Annotated in this window: 13 protein-coding genes; 3 read left to right on the top strand and 10 right to left on the bottom strand. The window is 43.6% G+C overall.

The genetic code is table 11. The features are described from left to right. Window positions 1-141 precede the first annotated feature (141 nt). Both malQ and EXA13_RS04330 read right to left on the bottom strand, forming a co-directional pair. Window positions 142-2,322, bottom strand: a complete 2,181-nt coding sequence (gene malQ, locus EXA13_RS04335; RefSeq protein WP_238132062.1) for a 4-alpha-glucanotransferase — start codon at window positions 2,320-2,322, stop codon at window positions 142-144. A gap of 102 nt (window positions 2,323-2,424) precedes the next feature. Next, a complete protein-coding gene (locus EXA13_RS04330; protein ID WP_238132061.1) occupies window positions 2,425-4,878 on the bottom strand; it encodes a glycogen/starch/alpha-glucan phosphorylase in 2,454 nt (817 codons plus the stop codon). A gap of 518 nt (window positions 4,879-5,396) precedes the next feature. On the opposite strand from EXA13_RS04330, the gene malT reads away from it, so the two are divergent. Beyond that, complete coding sequence (gene malT, locus EXA13_RS04325; protein WP_238132060.1) at window positions 5,397-8,105, top strand: HTH-type transcriptional regulator MalT; 2,709 nt, start codon at window positions 5,397-5,399, stop codon at window positions 8,103-8,105. A 68-nt stretch (window positions 8,106-8,173) separates the two neighbouring features. Here malT and EXA13_RS04320 read toward each other — a convergent pair whose 3' ends face one another. Beyond that, window positions 8,174-8,530, bottom strand: a complete 357-nt coding sequence (locus EXA13_RS04320; protein ID WP_078925795.1) for a YibL family ribosome-associated protein — start codon at window positions 8,528-8,530, stop codon at window positions 8,174-8,176. Window positions 8,531-8,911: 381 nt separating this feature from the next. Between EXA13_RS04320 and EXA13_RS04315 the strand changes: the two genes are divergently transcribed. Next, window positions 8,912-10,573, top strand: a complete 1,662-nt coding sequence (locus tag EXA13_RS04315; protein ID WP_238132059.1) for a methyl-accepting chemotaxis protein — start codon at window positions 8,912-8,914, stop codon at window positions 10,571-10,573. A gap of 67 nt (window positions 10,574-10,640) precedes the next feature. Here EXA13_RS04315 and EXA13_RS04310 read toward each other — a convergent pair whose 3' ends face one another. The 5 genes from EXA13_RS04310 to EXA13_RS04290 form a co-directional block, all read right to left on the bottom strand. Continuing rightward, a complete protein-coding gene (locus EXA13_RS04310; protein WP_238132058.1) occupies window positions 10,641-11,513 on the bottom strand; it encodes an AraC family transcriptional regulator in 873 nt (290 codons plus the stop codon). 158 nt (window positions 11,514-11,671) lie between these two features. Next, window positions 11,672-12,820, bottom strand: a complete 1,149-nt coding sequence (gene yiaY, locus EXA13_RS04305) for an L-threonine dehydrogenase (RefSeq protein WP_238132057.1) — start codon at window positions 12,818-12,820, stop codon at window positions 11,672-11,674. Window positions 12,821-13,070: 250 nt separating this feature from the next. Beyond that, window positions 13,071-13,502: a DUF1090 domain-containing protein gene (locus EXA13_RS04300; protein ID WP_238132056.1), complete on the bottom strand. Its 432-nt coding sequence runs from the start codon at window positions 13,500-13,502 to the stop codon at window positions 13,071-13,073. 20 nt (window positions 13,503-13,522) lie between these two features. After that, window positions 13,523-13,834: a YkgJ family cysteine cluster protein gene (locus EXA13_RS04295; protein ID WP_238132055.1), complete on the bottom strand. Its 312-nt coding sequence runs from the start codon at window positions 13,832-13,834 to the stop codon at window positions 13,523-13,525. 115 nt (window positions 13,835-13,949) lie between these two features. Next, a complete protein-coding gene (locus EXA13_RS04290) occupies window positions 13,950-15,335 on the bottom strand; it encodes an SLC13 family permease (protein WP_238132054.1) in 1,386 nt (461 codons plus the stop codon). Window positions 15,336-15,424: 89 nt separating this feature from the next. Between EXA13_RS04290 and EXA13_RS04285 the strand changes: the two genes are divergently transcribed. Beyond that, on the top strand, window positions 15,425-16,237 hold the full coding sequence (locus tag EXA13_RS04285) for a helix-turn-helix domain-containing protein (RefSeq protein ID WP_238132053.1): 813 nt from the start codon (window positions 15,425-15,427) through the stop codon (window positions 16,235-16,237). Between the two features lie 76 nt (window positions 16,238-16,313). On the opposite strand, the gene EXA13_RS04280 is transcribed toward EXA13_RS04285, so the two are convergent. After that, window positions 16,314-16,910, bottom strand: coding sequence for a Fic/DOC family protein (locus EXA13_RS04280; protein ID WP_238132052.1), 597 nt, complete (start codon window positions 16,908-16,910; stop codon window positions 16,314-16,316). 259 nt (window positions 16,911-17,169) lie between these two features. Continuing rightward, entirely contained in the window at window positions 17,170-19,188 is a 2,019-nt protein-coding gene (locus EXA13_RS04275; RefSeq protein WP_238132051.1) for a GNAT family N-acetyltransferase, read from the bottom strand. Window positions 19,189-19,197 lie beyond the last annotated feature (9 nt).

Genomic DNA, 19,197 nt, shown 5'->3' with positions numbered 1-19,197 from the left:
AAAAAGACAATCTATAAGAAAACTCAATACTTATCTGGCTATTTAGTTAAAGACATCTTAGCTAACTCCAATCAAACATGGAGTGACCTAGCCTTAATTTATGAAACTCATTACTAAGAAAAAGCGAGGTCACCTCTCAGTTTACTGACGAGCTTTCGCTCGTGTGTCGGTTAGTTTTGCTGCAATACGGTTCACATCTTCACGAGCAAACAGCTCATCTAAATTCATAGAGAGTTTACGACGCCAGTTAGGATATTCATTAACTGTACCGGGAATGTTCACGGGCTTATCCATTTCTAACCAGTCTTCAAGCTGCACACTGAGTAAAGCTGAAGATCCCGCAGCAACGTGAAGTTGTAAGGCTTCACTTAAATAAGAATCCATCGGAACCAACTGTGCATCACGCCCAACCCCTTCAGGCAAATATCCATGCCATGCAACGGAGTCGAGAATGCCTTGCTTGCATTTCAAACGGTCAACAAACAGCCCTTCCAATTGTGCTTCATTTGGATACAAGCCTATTTCTCGTCCCATTTTCAAATCGTCGCAATGCCAAAAACCTCGTAAGGTCGGCATATCATGAGTACATAGCGCTGCCATAGATTGCTCAGCGTAATGTTTAGGAGAAATAAATCCACCGTCATCTTTTGATGTTTCAAAGAAAAAGACTTTATAAGAATGCACTCCCGCATCTCGTAACAGTTCTACGATTTCATCGGGAACCGTACCCAGATCTTCTCCAATCACACTGCAATGATGACGATGTGACTCTAAAGCGAGAATGGCCAGCATATCTTTAACTGGATAGTAGATGTATGCCCCTTTCGTGGCGTTTTCACCTTTCGGGATCCACCATAAGCGCAATAAACCCAACACATGGTCAATACGCAACGCACCACAGTGTTTCATGTTTGCACGCAGCAATTTGATGTACGCATCATAGGCAGTAGCTTGTAGCACCTGCGGGTTCAGTGGTGGTAACCCCCAGTTTTGACCAAGAGGGCCAAGTACATCCGGCGGAGCGCCAATACACGCATCTTGAACTAAATTTCCCGCATCGGCCCAAGTTTCAGCCCCTGCATCAGACACACCAACAGCTAAGTCACGATAAAGCCCGACGGTCATCCCTTTCTCATCAGCCAGCGCTTGGGCTTCATTAATTTGCGTATCAGCAATCCATTGTAAATACATATACAGATGCACCTGATCTTGGTGTTCATCAATATATTTCTGTACTGCGGCATTATCAAAATGACGATATTTTTCAGGGAAAACTGGCCATCCCCAAACAGAATTATCTTGGCTATGCAGATCGACATGCAAAGCATCAAATGCGGCTTGGTGCAGTAAACTTTCTCCACCTTGTTCAACAAAGTTTAAGAATGCTTGCGCCCGATCTGTATTTTTATCTAAATGGCGCGTTTTAAACTCCGCAAAAAGCAGTGGCAAAACACTCATTTTGAGGTTGGCCACTTCGCTGTAGTTAACCCAATGTGTTTCACGGACTTTTTGTAAGCGTTGTTGGAACTCTTGGCTTCCTACCTGTTGTTGTGCTTGTGCACTTAATGCAAATTCAGGAACAGAACTGACATCGATGTATAAGATATTGAGCCAACGACGAGAAGATGGGCTGTACGGACTCGCCCCTTCTGGGTTTGCAGGAAATAATGAGTGAATAGGGTTTAAGCCAACAAAATCCCCACCACGAGAAGCGATATCGGCCACCAATTGTTTGAGATCGCCAAAATCACCGATTCCCCAGTTATGCTGTGTACGCAAAGTATAAAGCTGAATACTTGGCCCCCACAGCTTCTTACCTTTTTCTAACTCTGGCTGTTTATAACAGGCTTTCGGTGTGATGATCAGCGTCATGCTATAAGGGGTTTTACGACGCTTACGCGTGATCAATAAGGTGTGATACCCCCATGGTAAATCGTTCGGTAAAGCAAAAACTAAAGGGCCACCGTCTGCTCTTTCATCACGAATGATTTGTGACTGAAGATAGCCTTCAAAAATATCACCTTGCTCAGTTTCAAGGCGCCAATTGAATTCACTTTCACGAGCACTTACGCCCAAATAAAGCGGAACTTCGATCGCTTCACCATCAGAAACAACAAGTACAGAATCCAGCACTTCTTTCTTGTGCTTTTTCTCTGCCGATTTCAATAGGGCATCATCACTACTGGTATCGTAGCCCATAGAAGCTAAAAGACGACGAATTGTGTCGTCTGAAACACTTGCTTCATCGCCCCATGCGCTTATATAGCTGTCGGCAATGTTTGCCATTTCAGCGACTTGTTTTAATGCATTATGTTCTTTCATCGCTCTCTCCGAAGGGACAACATCCCCTTCAAATCATGTAGGGTGTATAAGAAAAAGGAATGAACCAGCCAAGGGAATACCTTGGCTGGGAATTTGGGGTGATTAGCGTTTAACCGCTTTCAATTTCCAAATATTATTCACGTAGTCACGAATACTACGGTCAGAGCTGAATTTGCCGACTAAAGCGGTGTTTAGAATCGCTTTCTTCGCCCAACCCGCTTGATCACGGTATTGTTTATCGATCGCTTCATGTGCTTGTACGTAAGAAGCAAAATCAGCCAATACTAGATAAGGGTCACCCCCATCGAGCAAACTGTCATAAGTCGCACGCAACTTGCCTGGTGCGCCTGGGGTAAACTCTTCACCCAGCAGTAAGTCTAAAGAGGCTTTCAGCAGAGAGTCAGCTTGATAGTAATCATAAGGGTTATAGCCTTGTGCTTTTAATGCTTCCACCCCATCCACTTCAAGGCCAAAGATGTAGATATTGTCATCACCCACTTCTTCTCGAATCTCAACGTTCGCCCCATCCATCGTACCGATGGTTAATGCACCGTTGAGTGCCATTTTCATATTCCCCGTACCTGACGCTTCTTTACCAGCCGTAGAGATTTGCTCAGACACATCTGCCGCAGGAATAATGATTTCAGCCATGCTAACTCGATAATCAGGAATAAAGACCACTTTGAGTTTGTTGTTCACTCGAGGATCGTTATTCACTTTTTCAGCAATCTTGTTCAGTGCATAGATGATTTCTTTTGCTAGGTGATAACCTGGCGCCGCTTTGGCAGCAAAGAACACCACGCGAGGGTGCATATCAAAGTTTGGATCATTTAATAAACGATGGTAGAGAGACAAAATATGCAGCATATTTAAGTGCTGACGTTTGTACTCATGCAAGCGTTTGATTTGAACGTCAAAGATCGCATTAGTATCAAGCTCAATACCCATGTTCTCTTTCACCCAGTGAGCCAAACGTGCTTTGTTCTCTTTTTTCACCGCCATAAACTGTTTTTGGAACGCTTTATCGTCCGCATATTCAGCAATCGCTTCTAATTGCTCAAGATGAGCAGGCCATTGATCGCCCACTTTTTCAGTAATCAAGGCCGATAAACCTGGGTTACAGAATTTCAGCCAACGGCGAGGAGTAATGCCATTAGTCACGTTTTGAATCCGTCCAGGATAAAGCTCAACGAACTCAGGAAAGAGGTCACGCTTCACCAATTCAGAGTGTAATGCCGCAACACCGTTAACCGCATAAGAACCCACAACACATAAGTTCGCCATGCGAACCATGCGATGGAAACCTTCTTCAATGATCGACAATTTTTGCTGCTTAGCCACATCACCCGGCCATTTAGCACGAACCTCTTGCAAGAAGCGGTGGTTGATTTCGTAAATGATTTCCATATGACGAGGCAGTAAACGTTGAATCAACGATTCACTCCACGTTTCCAACGCTTCAGGTAGTAAGGTATGGTTGGTGTAAGCAAAGGTTTTCGAACTGATGTCCCACGCTGCTTCCCACGTTAGATCACGCTCATCAATTAAGATGCGCATCAACTCTGGAATCGCGATTGTTGGGTGAGTGTCATTTAGCTGGATAGTTTCATATTTAGGCAAGTCTTGGAGCGCAAAACCAGCAGCTTCATGGCGGCGCAAAATATCACGAACCGATGCTGCACTATGGAAATACTGCTGCATTAAACGCAGTGTTTTGCCTTTTTCATGGTTATCGTTCGGGTACAATACTTTCGTAATATTCCCTGCATCAATTAACGCGTGCTGCGCTTCAAAATAGTTACCGTTGTTAAAACTTTCTAATGAGAAAGGTGCAATGGCACGACATTCCCAGAGGCGCAGTGGGTAAACAGTTTCACTTTGATAGCCAACAATCGGTAAATCCCAAGGCATTGCTTGAACCAGCATCCCAGGAACCCAACGACGCTTCTCTTTACCGTTATCGTTATACACTTCAACATGACCGTAGAAGCCAATTTCTTGTTTCAGTTCAGGACGAGCCACTTCCCAAGGATAGCCTTCAACACCACACCAAGCATCCGGAGCTTCTTTTTGGTGGCCTTCTTCAAAGGATTGCTTAAATAAGCCGTATTCATAGTGCAAACCATACCCAACGGTTGGGTATTCTTGCGCCGCACATGAGTCCATAAAACACGCAGCTAAACGGCCTAAACCGCCATTACCTAATGATGGGTCGCGCTCTTCCTCTAAGATATCAGTCAGGCTTTGACCAAGCTCAGCCATCGCTTCTGAAATTTGATCATACAACCCCATGCTGATCAGGTTATTGCCCGTTAAACGACCAATCAAAAACTCCAGCGATAAGTAGTTAAGGCTTTTTGCATTAACAATGCGCTCATCTTGTTCCGTTTCCAGTAGGTCAAAGGTCGTTAACTCAGCCAGTGCACGACCCATTGCTAAATACCAAGCTCGACCACAAGCCTGCTCTACCGTTGTTGCATAAGTCGCAGTGAGGTGGCGTTTTACGTTAGCTTGGAATAATGCTTTATCAAACGTTTTCTGTTGCGTAGGTTTCATTGAGAAATCTCACTTCTAGGTTCTAATCCATCTACGCCATATCCTGCCTCTGCCTATTCAACAAAGCATCCTCCTGCTTATGTAGGAAAGCGGGAGGAGGAGCAAGGGCGTAGAAGACAGACTGAGTTCATTGAAGTGATCTAGCTCTCATTGATATCGATTAAAGCGCTTTTATGAGTGATATTGATCACGCCAACATCGCAAATCACCCAATTTTTCCTTACTCATAGAATCTTTTACCCATTAAAACTATTTACTCAAAATGTTATTTTCATCACAAATAATTTTCGAAATTTGCGTAATTTTCACAACCTCTCGTATGGGTTTGGTTTGGAGAACCTAAAAACACAGAGACAAAAAGAGACATTGATCACAAATATAGGGCGTAGTTGGTGGGAAACTGTGAATCATTCAAAAAAGCCGTGGAGGATCAATAACCGTACATCTGAAGTTCTAGTAACATCCTTGTCACTAAATAAATAAAAAAACTTCAACACACTCAATGACGAGACAATACGATGTGGATACCCTCTAAATTAACACGCCCTGGACGGCTGCATAATGCCATTGTCCGTCCACGAGTTTTAGAACTTTTACAACACGCACCTTGCTATAAATTAGTTCTTTTCCGCTCTCCTGCGGGTTATGGCAAAACAACCATGGCCGCACAATGGCTTGCCGATAAACCCAATGTGGGTTGGTATAGTATTGATGAAAGTGACAATGACTCCTTTCGCTTTATCAATTATTTACTGCAAGCCATAAATAAAGCGACGCAGCAAAGCTGTCCTAATGCACAAAAGCTGGCAGAACGTCGTCAGTTCTCATCATTGCATTCGTTATTTAGTGAAGTCTTTGCTGAAATGTCGGAATTTCATCAGGAATGTTTTGTTGTACTTGATGATTACCACGTCATCAATGACGATGATATTCATGAGGCGATGCGTTTTTTCCTTAAACATATGCCCGATAACCTCACTTTAGTGGTTACAAGCCGGATGACCCCACCGCTGGGTACCGCAAACTTACGAGTTCGGGATTTAATGATCGAAATCGGTAATGAGCTATTAGCCTTTGATACTGAAGAAACCACTCGTTTCTTTAATCAACGTGTTGCCGATGGCATCGATGATACAACCGCAGTTAACCTACGTAACTATGTGGAAGGCTGGCCTTCTGCTCTACAGCTAATCGCACTGCAAGCTCAACATCAAAAGCGCACGTTGGCACAAACTGCGGAATCGGTTTCCCACTTTAATCATGCGCATCTCTGGGATTACTTAGTTGAAGAAGTCTTTGATTTGCTCGATGAAGATACCCGTTATTTTCTGATGCAATGCTCCGTTTTAGACCATTTTAATGACAGTTTGGTCGCAACACTGACCGAACGAGACGATGCTTTAAGTATGATTGAGTCTCTGAATCGTTATGGGCTCTTTATCTACCCTCTTGAAGGGGAACATAACTGGTATCGCTTCCATAATTTATTTGCAGAGTTTCTCGCTCATCAACGTTTAGCCCGCATTCCTCAGCAGGAGCAAGAGCTACATCGCTCAGCCGCCCGAGCATGGCTCGAAGCCTCGACTCCTCACCAAGCCTTACGTCACGCAAACCAGGCGCAAGATACCGACTTACTGGCCAATATTTTAACGCAATATGGCTGGAAGATGTTTAACCAAGGTGAGCTTAAAGTTCTAGAGTCTGCCATTAATTTGCTTTCCCCCCATCAGCTTTATCGAGAACCTAAACTCTGTTTGTTACAAGCATGGCTTGCCCAAAGCCAACATCGTTATGATGTGGTCGGCGATATGTTAGCCAAAGCGGAAAAAGAGATGAAAGCTCTGAATGTCGAACCGACTTATAAAGAACAGGGAGAATATAATGCTTTGCTTGCTCAAGTGGCCATTAATAAAAATGAACCAGAAAAAGCACTGCAATTGGCTGAATTAGCGCTTAGCCAGCTCGATAGCAGCGTTTATTTAAGCCGAATTGTGGCCACCTCTGTCGTGGGCGAAGTAAACCACGTACTGGGGCATTTAAGCCGAGCATTATCTATGATGCAACAAACTGAAAAATTAGCTCGCCAGTATCAAGTTTATCATCAAGCCTTATGGGCGCTCTTACAACAAAGTGAAATTCTGATTGCTCAAGGTTATGTTCAAGCAGCTTTTGAAGTTCAAGACAATGCATTCAAATTGGTTGAAGAACAACACCTACACCAAGTGCCCCTTCATGAATTCCTGTTACGCATTCGAGCGCAAATATTCTGGTGTTGGAATCGGCTAGATGAAGCAGAAGAGTGCGCCTATAAGGGGTTAGACATTCTTGGCTCTCACTCCCCGAGCCAACACTTACACAGCTATTCTATGTTGGCTCGTATTGCGATTGGACGAGGAGAACTGGATAAAGCCGGTCGCTTTATAGAACAGGTTCAGCACTTAATGAAGCAGTCCCACTATCATGTAGACTGGACAGCTAATGCCTCTCTCTCTCTGTTGTTATACTGGCAAGCCCGTGGAGACATTAACGCGATAGAAGGCTGGCTGAGCACGACCATTCGCCCTAAAAAAGCCTGTAATCACTTTTTCCAACTGCAATGGCGCAATATTGCGCGCGCACAAATCGGCTTAGAGCAATATGATGAAGCCAAACAAACACTAACGTTTATTCAAGATCAAGCAAGAGAGTACCACTTACTCACCGATCTCAACCGAAACCTGATTGTTGAAGCGTCCTTAGCAGTAGCTTGCCAAGAGGAGGAGCTCGCGCGAGAAAAGCTCAAAGAAGCGCTTCGACTAACCAATCAAACCGGTATGATAGGTAACTTCTTAATTGATGGTCAGCGAATTGGTCATTTGCTTGAAAAATTGATTCATCGAGTGGAACTTGGAGACTTAGAACGCCACCGAGCACAGCAGTTAATTAAAGAAATTTCCACCACTCAACGCAGCCGTTCAATTCATTTTGATGAAGAGTTTGTTGAGAAGTTGATTAATCACCCAAACATTCCTGAGCTGGTTCGTACCAGCCCGCTTACCCAGCGAGAGTGGCAAGTTCTTGGGCTCATTTATTCAGGCTTTAGTAATGAGCAAATTGCTCAAGAGTTGGATGTAGCAGGCACAACGATTAAAACACATATTCGCAACCTATACCAAAAACTCAATATAGCGAACCGTAAAGAAGCCATCTATACCGCAGAGAACTTATTACAACTGATGGGCTACTAACGTTTTTAACTCCATAAAAAAGAGCCAGCAAAATGCTCGGCTCTTTTTTATTTGCTAAGGAAAACCGATTAAAACGGTTTTGGCGCAAATCCTGTCATCGCTTCCAAGCGAAGTGCTTTACCAATTTTAGTGGTGGGATGCACAATCACTAACCCTTTGACTGATTTTTTCAGTTTACCGAGATCCGCCTGCTCAGCTTTGGTGAGCTCCCGATAAAAAGGCATATCCGAAAGGATCTTTCGTTCTTTATTGAGCTCATATTCCGCTTTATTTTTTAAACTATTTACCTGCTTGGTGAGCTGTTCCACTTCATCGGTAAATTTACTGATCATGGCACTGTCACCACGAGTTTTGGCTGCATCCAACTTGTGACGGCAAGAATCAAGGCGATTGTTTAGTTGTTGAATGTCATTTTTTAGACTCATGGTATTACACTCTTACTGATAAATGGCTGCGAAGTATACCATAGCCCACAGGGAGGATTAAAAGACAAAAACACCCTCTTTTCCTTTTCATCCCAAAACGCGCGAGGTAAGCCAAAACTTGTCATAAAATAAGTAAGAAATGTGAACAACCTATCCGTTATTGCGCAAACATAAAACGATAACTGCAGTATTATGATCATACCCAAATGACTTTGTGTGACAGCTCGTTAGTCAGTATGTTCTCCCTTATCAGCATCAATAAACGATTTGCTTAAAAAGAACAGACGTCGATCACACCGCTGCACCAAGTAGGTAGGGAAAATAATAATAAATATCGCCTTCAGTTGGTCACTATTCGGCATACCTAGGATGGAAAAGCTTATGAATCTGACTATACGCCACCGACTCTATATTTTATCGATCGTCCCTTTACTGCTCATTACCTTGAGCATGATTTATTCTACTTTTTCAGAAACAAAGAACTTGAGCCATGAACAAATGACGGCGACTCGTTCAGCCATGATGGAGATGAAAAAAGCCGAGCTAAAATCCTATCTAGACATTGCAGAATCGGCTGTCGAACCACTGCGAAAACAGCGGGCATCATTAGAAGAGGTGCTGACGATTTTACGTGAAATTCGATTTGGTTCAGATGGCTATATTTTTGGTTATGACAGCAAAGGGACTCGTGTGCTACTCGGGCAAAGTGATGCAGGGCTTGGAGAGAACCTGATCAACATGACCGATAGCCACGGTAACTATCTTATCCGCGACTTGATCAATAACGCGAAAAAAAATGAATTCTCGATTTATTACTTTCCCAAACCTGGCGAGACTACACCACTGCCTAAGTTAAGTTATTCCGTTTACCTACCGCAGTGGGATCTCACCATTGGAACAGGGTTTTATACTGACGATGTCGATGCTGAAATTGCAGCCATGGAAAAAAGAGCCGACGAACAGCTCACCAGCAGCTTATGGACGTTAGCTTCTATTGCTGGTGTGATTGTAATAATTGTCGGTGTAATGGTTGCTCTACTCAATCGAAGCATTATGCATCCTTTGGGTATTCTTGATAATTCAATTCGTTCTTTTGCTAGTGGTGATGCCGATCTAACCGCACGTATGGAAAGCTTTAGCATTCCTGAATTTGCCCGTTTAAGTCGAAATTTCAATATGTTCGTTGCCAGCTTACAAGAGATCATTCAACGTGTTCATCAAGTCGGCCAGCAAGTGGTAAGTGAAACGGATGCCATGACGCAACGAGCAGCGCAAGTGGATGATGTAGCATCAAACCAACGAGAAGAAACTGAACAAGTTGCTACGGCCATGACAGAAATGACCACCACGGCCCATGAAATTTCCAGCAATGCTAGCCAAGCCGCCCAATCAGCAAAAGAGGCTGAAGATCAGGCACTAGATGCACACACCATCGTCGAATCAGCAGCACAATCTGTTCAAGCCTTAGCGGTCGAAGTTGCAGAAGCTAGCCATGTGATCTCCAAACTGGAGGATGATGTACAAAATATTTCTCGTTCACTGGAGGTCATTCAAGATATAGCAGAACAAACAAACTTGTTGGCGTTGAATGCTGCAATAGAAGCGGCTCGAGCAGGAGACCAAGGCCGAGGCTTCGCCGTTGTCGCGGATGAAGTCCGTAAACTCGCCAGCCGAACTCAAGACAGTACTGAAGAAATTCACACCATGATTCAGCAATTAAAATCGGCCTCTGATAATGCGGTAAGAGCGATGGATTCCAGCCAAAATCGAAGTACATCAACCGTCGAAGAAGCCAGCAATGTTGCTAAAGCGCTAGAAAAAATCCAGCAATCGATAGGAACGATAATGGATATGAACTCACTGATTGCAACCGCAACCGAAGAACAGAGTATCGTGGGGCAAGAAATTTCTCAACGGATTGTGGTTATTTCAGATCAAAGTAGTCAATCTGCCGATCTGGCCAATGAAAATAGAAGTGGTAGCCAAACATTAAATGGTCGAGCCCATGAACTTTATCAGTTAGTTGGTCGATTTAAAGTATAAACGCTACAGTGTTTACACTGTAAATAGGCACATCACGTGCCTATTTACCCTTCACACTATTCCTTATTCAATTCACCACAGCAGACATTCCGGTTTGATACTGCACCTGATATTGTTTTGGAGTCAGGCCAAACTTATTTTTAAATAAACGAATAAAGTAAGAAATATTTTCATAGCCGAGCTCCAATGCCGCTTCCGTTACAGACAAATATCGAAGAAAAGATTTAGCTTGCTGCAATTTTATTTCTGTTAAATAAGCGCTGGGCGTTTGTCCAGTAATCTGCTTAAATTTTTGGCTAAAATGAGACAGCGACATATTCACTTCCTCAGCAAAATGGGATACCGACATCGATCTTCCCTGTTCAGATTGCATTAAATGAATGATTCGACTAATAGGATGATGTTGGTGCAATGAGAGGATATCGTTACACCCTTGGCGTTTCAGCAGTTCATAGACTAACTCCTGACTGACCAGATCCAGTAAAAAAGAAAGGTTAGCATCACCACTACTCAGTATTTCTTGTGTCCGAGCATGCAATGAAAAGAGGCGTTCATCTAACTTATCTAGCTGAAAAGAACTCGTCTTTTGACCAAGAGCGGGCTTGACCTCTAATACCTCTTCCACTCGATCAATCACGCTATCCACCAAACTATCGCTAAATTCATACACAAGGGCGTTCGTTGGCTCCGGCATCGACATGTGGACATCTGTATAAGGTGACAGTAACACACATTGCTGTTTCGAATAGCGAAATGGCTGGTGCTGATTAATGCGAACTTCTTTGCTGCCTTGCAAAATCGTACATAAACGTGGCATATCATAGCAGTGATATTCACCACTAAAGTGCTTAGGTAAGTGGTAATAAAGTAAATTAACTTTGTCTGTCGCAAGCGCATACTGTGTTTCATCAACACGGCTAAAACTATGGATTGTTCTCATTCGTCAGTCGGTGCGTCGTTACTTTCATCCTCTTATCATAATCGGGTATTGAGATGATCGAAATAGAAAAACGGGAAATTAACGTGGAACAGCGGTAAGAGAAAGGAATAAACCGACCAAGCAGGGTATTCACTTGACATCGAATACCCTGCTGACCATTACATCGCAGCTTTTAGAATCTCAATGATCTCCGCCTGTGTCGCTGCTTTAGGATTGGTCAACCCGCAGGCATCTTTGAGGGCATTATCAGCAAGAACTGTAAAATCTTGCTCTTTCACTCCTAGCTGAGCAAGCCCAGATGGAATACCGACCGCCTCTGATAATTGGCAAATAGCTTTAATTGCCACATCAGCTCCTTGCTCTATCGTCATGTCAGCGATATTTACCCCCATAGCCTGGGCAACATCACATAAACGCTCTGCTGCAACTTGGCTGTTAAACCGTTGGACATGAGGAAGCAACACGGCATTACAAACACCATGTGGTAGGTCATAAAACCCACCAAGCTGGTGCGCAATGGCATGTACATAACCCAAAGAAGCATTATTAAATGCCATGCCCGCCATAAATTGAGCATAAGCCATATTATCACGAGCGGAAATATCATCGCCCTGCTTAACGGCTTGGCGTAAATTTGCTTCAATCATTTCAATCGCTTTGAGTGCAACAGCATCGGTAATGGGGGTTGCTGCCGTAGAAACATACGCCTCGATCGCATGAGTCAATGCGTCCATCCCTGTTGCTGCCGTAAGTGAAGCCGGTTTTGCCAACATCCACTCGGGATCATTTACCGACATCATAGGTGTCACATGCTTGTCCACAATCGCCATCTTTATATGACGTTCATCATCGGTAATGATACAGAAGCGGGTCATTTCTGATGCCGTCCCAGCCGTTGTATTAACAGCAAATAAGGGTAATTGTGGTTTTACCGAACGGTCAACGCCTTCGTAATCTTTAATTTCCCCCCCATTAGCGGCTAATAGTGCAATACCTTTGGCACAGTCATGCGGTGAACCGCCGCCTAGAGAAAGTACGCTATCACATTGCTCTTGCTGTAATTTTGCTAATCCCTTTTGTACATTTTCAACTGTTGGATTCGGTTTAGTTTCATCAAAAATAACGGAAGAGACTCCGACTTGGCTAAGCAAGGCCATGACCTTATCTGCCACACCCATTTGGTTTAGGAACCGATCCGTGACAATCAAAACTCGCTTAAAACCATGAGATGCAATAACTTGAGTCGCTTCAGCTAGGCAACCTGGGCCCATTAAATTCGTGGAAGGAATATAAAATACGCTAGACATCTTTTGCTCCTGAGAGGGTAACCCATGCTGATATCAATTTCTCACCGAGAGAAATTCTGTGGGGCGTAGGCTAGCAGGAGCAAAGCAGCAGAACTAACCCATTTTTTACAAAAATAGTCGAGATTATTTCCAAAGGCAAAAAGTTTTTCAACCGCTTGAAATCAGCATTAAGTCTAATGTTAATCTCCTAAAGTGTACCCATAGTGAATAGACATTAATGTCACACAAGAACCAGCGACAGCTTAGAGTATTATTGAGCCAACAACTCAGATAACTCTTGTTGCAAGCGGTCTAATTCCGCTTGTTGCTGTTCGGCTTTCTTCTGATATTTTTCCACTTTTTTAGCTTTTCCCTCACGGCCAGCTTCTCGCTGATCATTTTGGTAGTCTTTTATTTTTTCTTGTTTCTCCTCAATAGCCTCTCGTAATTGCTCAGCTAATTGCTCAGGAGTGCAAGATTGGTGTACAGCTCGTAAGGCTTTCGTTAAACCCTGTTCTTTTTTCTTGTTGCCCTGTTGCTGAGCACGATCTATTTGAACTTCAATTTCACACTGCTTTCTCTCACATCCGGTAAGCTCAGAACAAGAGGGAGATGCCCAAACAGAACTAGAGTAGCCATACATCAGCAAAGAAAAAAGAGTAAGCCGTGCATAGCGCTGAGCTCGGCAATCTAATACTTTCATTATTATCATCCTAACAAGATCTAAGGGTTAAGCAATGTACGCTCTTGTAAACATTCATAGTCCCCCATTTCGAAGGCGCGACAAACCCAAGGCCGCTGTTCGTAAATAGTACACATAAAGGTTTCACGATCTAAAGCCGAACACCATCCATCTTCCAAACGACGCATCGTTTCCCCTCCCCATTGATCAACCGCGATGTGCTGTTTAGGCACCCCAGTGTCACTAATAATCATCACTTCGAGCCGACAACAGCAAGCTCGACAATTAGAACAGCTGACTGAAGATGAGGAAAGGGAATCAATAGAAGAGGAAATCGGAATCTGAGTTATCATGAACATCTACAATGAAAAAGCGTATCTCATGATACGGCAAACTGAATAAGAGATCTAAGTAAAATAGAGACGCTCATTCAGCCTGCCATAGATGATCGAATAGGTGAAATCGCCATTAGATCCAGCCTAATAATAACCACCATAAATAGTCTAGTGGCATTAACAGGACAACCGTTATCCCAGCCAAAGGCAACGTAACTTTGACTAGCTTGGCTAACGATTCATTGGAGAGTTGCATCGCCACAATCAATGGCCCCACTTGGTAGGGGAAAATTACGGTAGAAAAGCCGATGACTTGGGTCATTAAAACGGCAGATAAAGAAAAACCACTTGCCTGAGCAAAATCGGCAGCCATCGGAGACAACACCGTCGGTACACCTGGAATGGTCGCAACCAAACCTGTCAGGGTTGAAATGAGCGATAATGCCATAAAACTTAAGAAATCATTATCACTGGACGTAGGTAATAAATGACTAAATAGCTGCCCCATAGATGCCCCAAGGCCCGATACATTCACCAATGCACCCAACCCTAACGCCGCCGCAACAAAAATGACCGTGGCAAAATCAATAGAACGATTAAATGCTTTGGGCTCAACCACACCAAATTTTGGCATCAGTAAGATAACCGCTGTGGCTAGCCCGACCCAAGCAGGATTAACGCCATGGATCGAATCGGTCACCCAGAAAAATAACGTGGCACCAAGTAATGCAATTACTTTTGTCTGCTGCTTACGATCATCCGCCGTCGGAGCCACTTCAGCCACCTCCGGACTCGTAATTACTGCGGGGAAAAGGCGCAATACCAACCAAACAAGCAATAAGGACTTAACAATACCTAAAATGGGAAAGTGCAGTAATAAATATTCTGTATAGCCGAAATGTAAACCAAATAAGGTTTCACTGGAACCCGCCAAAATCATATTGGGAATATTGGATGGTAACACCGCAAAGCTAGGCATATTACACGCAATGGCCAGTGCGACAGCAATACCAATTCGTCCATTACTGCCTTTATTAAACCCAACACGTTCAGCTAGAGCCATACCAATTGGAACTAAGACAACGGCTCGTCCCACAGATGAAGGCATAACAAACCCTAGTGCCATCGCCGTCGCCACTAAGCCAAAAATGAGCCGAGAATAGCTGAGCGTTAAAAACGGTGCAATTAAGGCGGCAACACGATCACCTAAACCGGATGATGAAATAGCTGCACCAATGACAAAACCAGAGATGATCAGCCAGACTGCCGTTGATGAAAAACCGGAAAATAACAAACTCGGTTCAGCCAATTGAAAAACCGCAGCCAACGCAAAAAAGATTAAACCCGTTAAAAATGGAGGTAATGCTCCCGTACTCCAAAGTGCCAACGTCAGCAACACCACAGCGGCACTATAAGAGAAATGAAGCGAATGATCAGAAAGTGGAAACATGACCATCAACGCCGATACTAGCAGCACTCCGATGATCAAAACTTGTTTGATACTGACGCGTGTGAACATATTTTAGGCCCCAATACAGAGAACGAATGTACAAAAAGTGTGTCGTCTTCTAAGATAGCCGACAACCGATGACGTTTTAAGGGCAAATTATGACAATGCACATTCCCAAAGCGACAATGTTATCTCCCAGCAATGTCGCTTATACATTGGACGCCAATCGCCCTGTATTAACGCATGGGCGCAGCATGTTAGCAGAATCGGGCATCGTTCCTCATGCGCATCCCCGAGGGCAACTTCTGTGGGCCGCCTCTGGCGTATTAAGAGTCACCAGTGAGCAAGCGATATGGGTTGTACCTTCGACTTATGCGATGTGGATTCCAAGCGGGGTTTATCACCAAGTGAACAGCGAAACCAGTGCAAAAATTCGCAACATTTACATTGACCCTTCTTACTCAGTTAGAGAGCACGAAAAAAGTGTCGTCATGCTCGCAATGAGCTCACTGATGCGGGAAATTATGCTAAGGCTAACCGAAGAAACGGTTTCTCCGATTGATGAAGCAAGGTTACAACGATTAGGATTGGTTGCGATTGATGAATTAGAACTGCTTCGTCCGCTAAAAGTACGCTTACCATCTGGTACGGATCCAAGATTACAGCGATTAATTAATCATATGGTGACTCATCCAGACATTCCCCACGCCTTGCCTCAACTTTCACAATTAGTCGGAGCGAGCGTTAGAACCATTGAACGGTTATTTAAAGCAGAGACAGGAACAACGTTTAGACAATGGAGAAGCCGATTTCGATTAATGAACTCTCTCGACAAACTCACTCAAGGAGAGAGTACCACCTCAGTAGCGCATGCATTAGGGTACAAAAGTGTCAGTAGTTTTATTGCTGCCTTTAAAAACCAATTTGGCTATCCTCCTCAAGAATACTCACGCCATCTTGATAATCAATAACCCCCGATAAGGCTTTTATAGGGTACTCGCTATCATCAGAAACACGGTATCGATGCAATACTGTGGTAGCTCCGCATTAGGCTGGTACAGAAAGCGCCTGTGAAAATATTGCTTGTAACGGGACAAGATTCGCATGCACACCTGCAATATTCGCTTCAATCCACTGCTGTTGAGTAATCGATGGCCAAGTAAGTTCATAGCCGAGAATGAACACCATTTCCTCAAAAAAGAAACGCTCCACACGGCCATTACCTTCACGAAATGGATGCAATAAATTGATATCACAAAAAAGATCCGCAATGGCTTCGATCAATACTTCCCGGTCAGATACATGGTTAAGAAGTGGAATTTTTGAAAAAATTTTTTCGGCTTCAGGTTCAATTCGATTTACGGTACAAAATCGAGTACTTCCTTTAGCAATATCCACTTCACGAATCTGGCCAGCCCAAGCGTAGAGATCTTGAAACAAATAGTAATGTAGGTATTTGTAATGAGCGAAATGAAAATCGACTAAACTACGCACGGAAGATTGATAATGACGATAACGGTAGGCAGTAAATTCCGCTTCAGCCTCAGCAAACCGATCAGCATCTTGTATATTCAGTAAGTTAACCAGAAGTTCAGTATCTGGATAACAATACTTATCGTGTTTTGTTCCATATTTATCGCGCATAATCACGTTTTAGCTCTTCAATCGAGCGTTTCTCGCTGCCTGCCTTTAATGACAATCCTTCATAAGCCAAGCTAACTTTAAAGTTTTCCATCTTAGGCGTAAATAGGGGCTTACTCTGTATTAGCGATGAGTTCGATGTTTTAATCATTATATGCCCAGTTGTTTTCCGTTTGTCATTCATTACTTGGTTGACGATCATCTCACCAGCTTCTCCTAAATTAGCAGTGCTGATTTACACTGTAAATAATGTCGAACTTTATCACTGGAGTTTACACTGTAAATCAGCCATAAGATCGGTTAATTGTAATCGTAAATGGTGCTCTACCTGTTTTCGGCCGCTATAACCATGGCGAAGGGCACAAAATTGCCATGAATGTTGTTGTAATACTTTTGCGATGAGTAAATCAGAAACTCGATCGATAGGCATCTCTAGCAACCACTGTTCTATCCAAACCGCCACACTTTCATAGTTTGCGCCGCCGAGAGCATAATGATAAATGAGGGTTTTAGCGTCGGTATTGAGTTTATTTTCATGCCATCTCATAACACACGTTAGCAGAGCTCGAACAACCTTTGGCTCCAACTCTTGCAAAGTCTCTTTCAGTTCATATTGCAGATAAGGAGCAAGCTGCCTTCTCGCCTTATCGAGCCAATCAACGTGTTTACTGTAGACCATCAACAAAGAATAGCAACCACTAGCTTGGTCACGATGTGAACCTATTTTTATCGGATGAAAATCATTTTTGTGCCAAAAATGAATCAACTCAGCCGTCGCACCAAAACTGGTTGCAAAGTAGTCGCAAGGGTGTTGTTCAATAAAATGGTGTAATAAAGCACTGCCAAGCCCCTGATTTTGTTTGGCAGGATGGACAGCAATACGCATCACCCGCCAACATGACTGGTAAGCAGCCTGAGAGATTCCTAACTGATTTGCGATAGTTATTGGAGCGAGATGTCCTTTAGGACGACGCTTTCCGAGTTGAATGTGTTTAATTAATGCCGTATCAAGTTGACCTTCCCGTATGGCTAAAAGGCAACCTAAATAATGTTGTTGCTGGCGAGCAATAAAAAGCTGAACGTTATCGTCCGCTAAAAGATGAAACAAATCATTAGGAGAGGTTTGATAATGAGCATTAACCAATAATGAAAAAACCGCTTTCAATACGTCTGGTTGTTCCAAAAGTGTCTGCTTGGTGACAGGATGATAGAGCACCTCCGCCACATTCTGTTCATCAACCTCCAATGCCAGCTCATCATTAAGTAAAAAAGCTTGCCGATGCCATGCTTCGACAGGGTCGCCTATTGACCAGCGAATGGGGTGTTCCAAATGCAAAGCACGCGTCTGTGGACGAACGTGTTTTAGCCAATGTTGAAATTTAAGTGTGAAACCTCGCCCACATCCTTCATAACCATGAATGGTGCTCGAAAAAACGGCTCGGTGATAATGTTCAACAAATAATTGAAGAAAAGGAAGGGGGAGCGCGGCAGCTTCATCAACGAATAATAGATCGCATGCTGGACGAGAACGCTGTATTTCATCTGCAGGCAAATAACGAAGTTCTGACGCTTGATAACGGAGAACGCCTTTCGAATATTGTGCAGAAGGCAATAAACGCAAAGCAAAATCAAATACGGGCGCAATAGCAGCAAGCGTCGGTGCGGTCACGATAATTGAAAGTGAACGAGACTGCATTAAGCGAGCCGCCGCCATACCTAAAGCACTGCTTTTGCCGCGTCCACGATCAGCGGTTAATACCAATGGCCGTTTTCTGTGCCCTTCCACCACACGAATAATCTGCTCAACGACCATCGTTTGCTGATCAAAGCTCTGTGGCTGACTCTCCTGATTCCAGACAGGAATCGCTGGCCATTCTTGCTCGTTAATCACCATCAGTTGATGTAAAGCACGGGTCAACCAACGTTTGTCCGCACTAAGGAGCGATTCGTTATGGCCCAAAATAAAGAGCAAGCCGCCACCAACTAAAGTCCCCAATGCTGCACTAAAACTATTGGCATCCCATCCCGTCGACAAGTCACAGATCAAAACATCACATTCTTGTCCTAACAAACGTTGACCTTGGTTATACGCAATGGCTTGAGTAGAAAATAAATCAGGTCCACCTAGCTGAAAAATAGTGGGGCTATCAAGCTGATCAATACCATATTTCAGTACCGATCGCGCCCATTCTATCTCAGCTTGAAAATATAAGCCTAACCGATAGTTGCTCGCGCATGCCGAAGATTTCAGCTGTTTGAGATATTCGCCAAAATTTATCATTGAGTTCGT

The organism is Vibrio cincinnatiensis (assembly GCF_022113815.1).
GTDB classification, from domain to species: Bacteria; Pseudomonadota; Gammaproteobacteria; order Enterobacterales; family Vibrionaceae; genus Vibrio; species Vibrio cincinnatiensis_A.
Note: the sequence above shows the minus strand (reverse complement) of the source record. Positions and strands in the feature narration are given on the sequence as shown.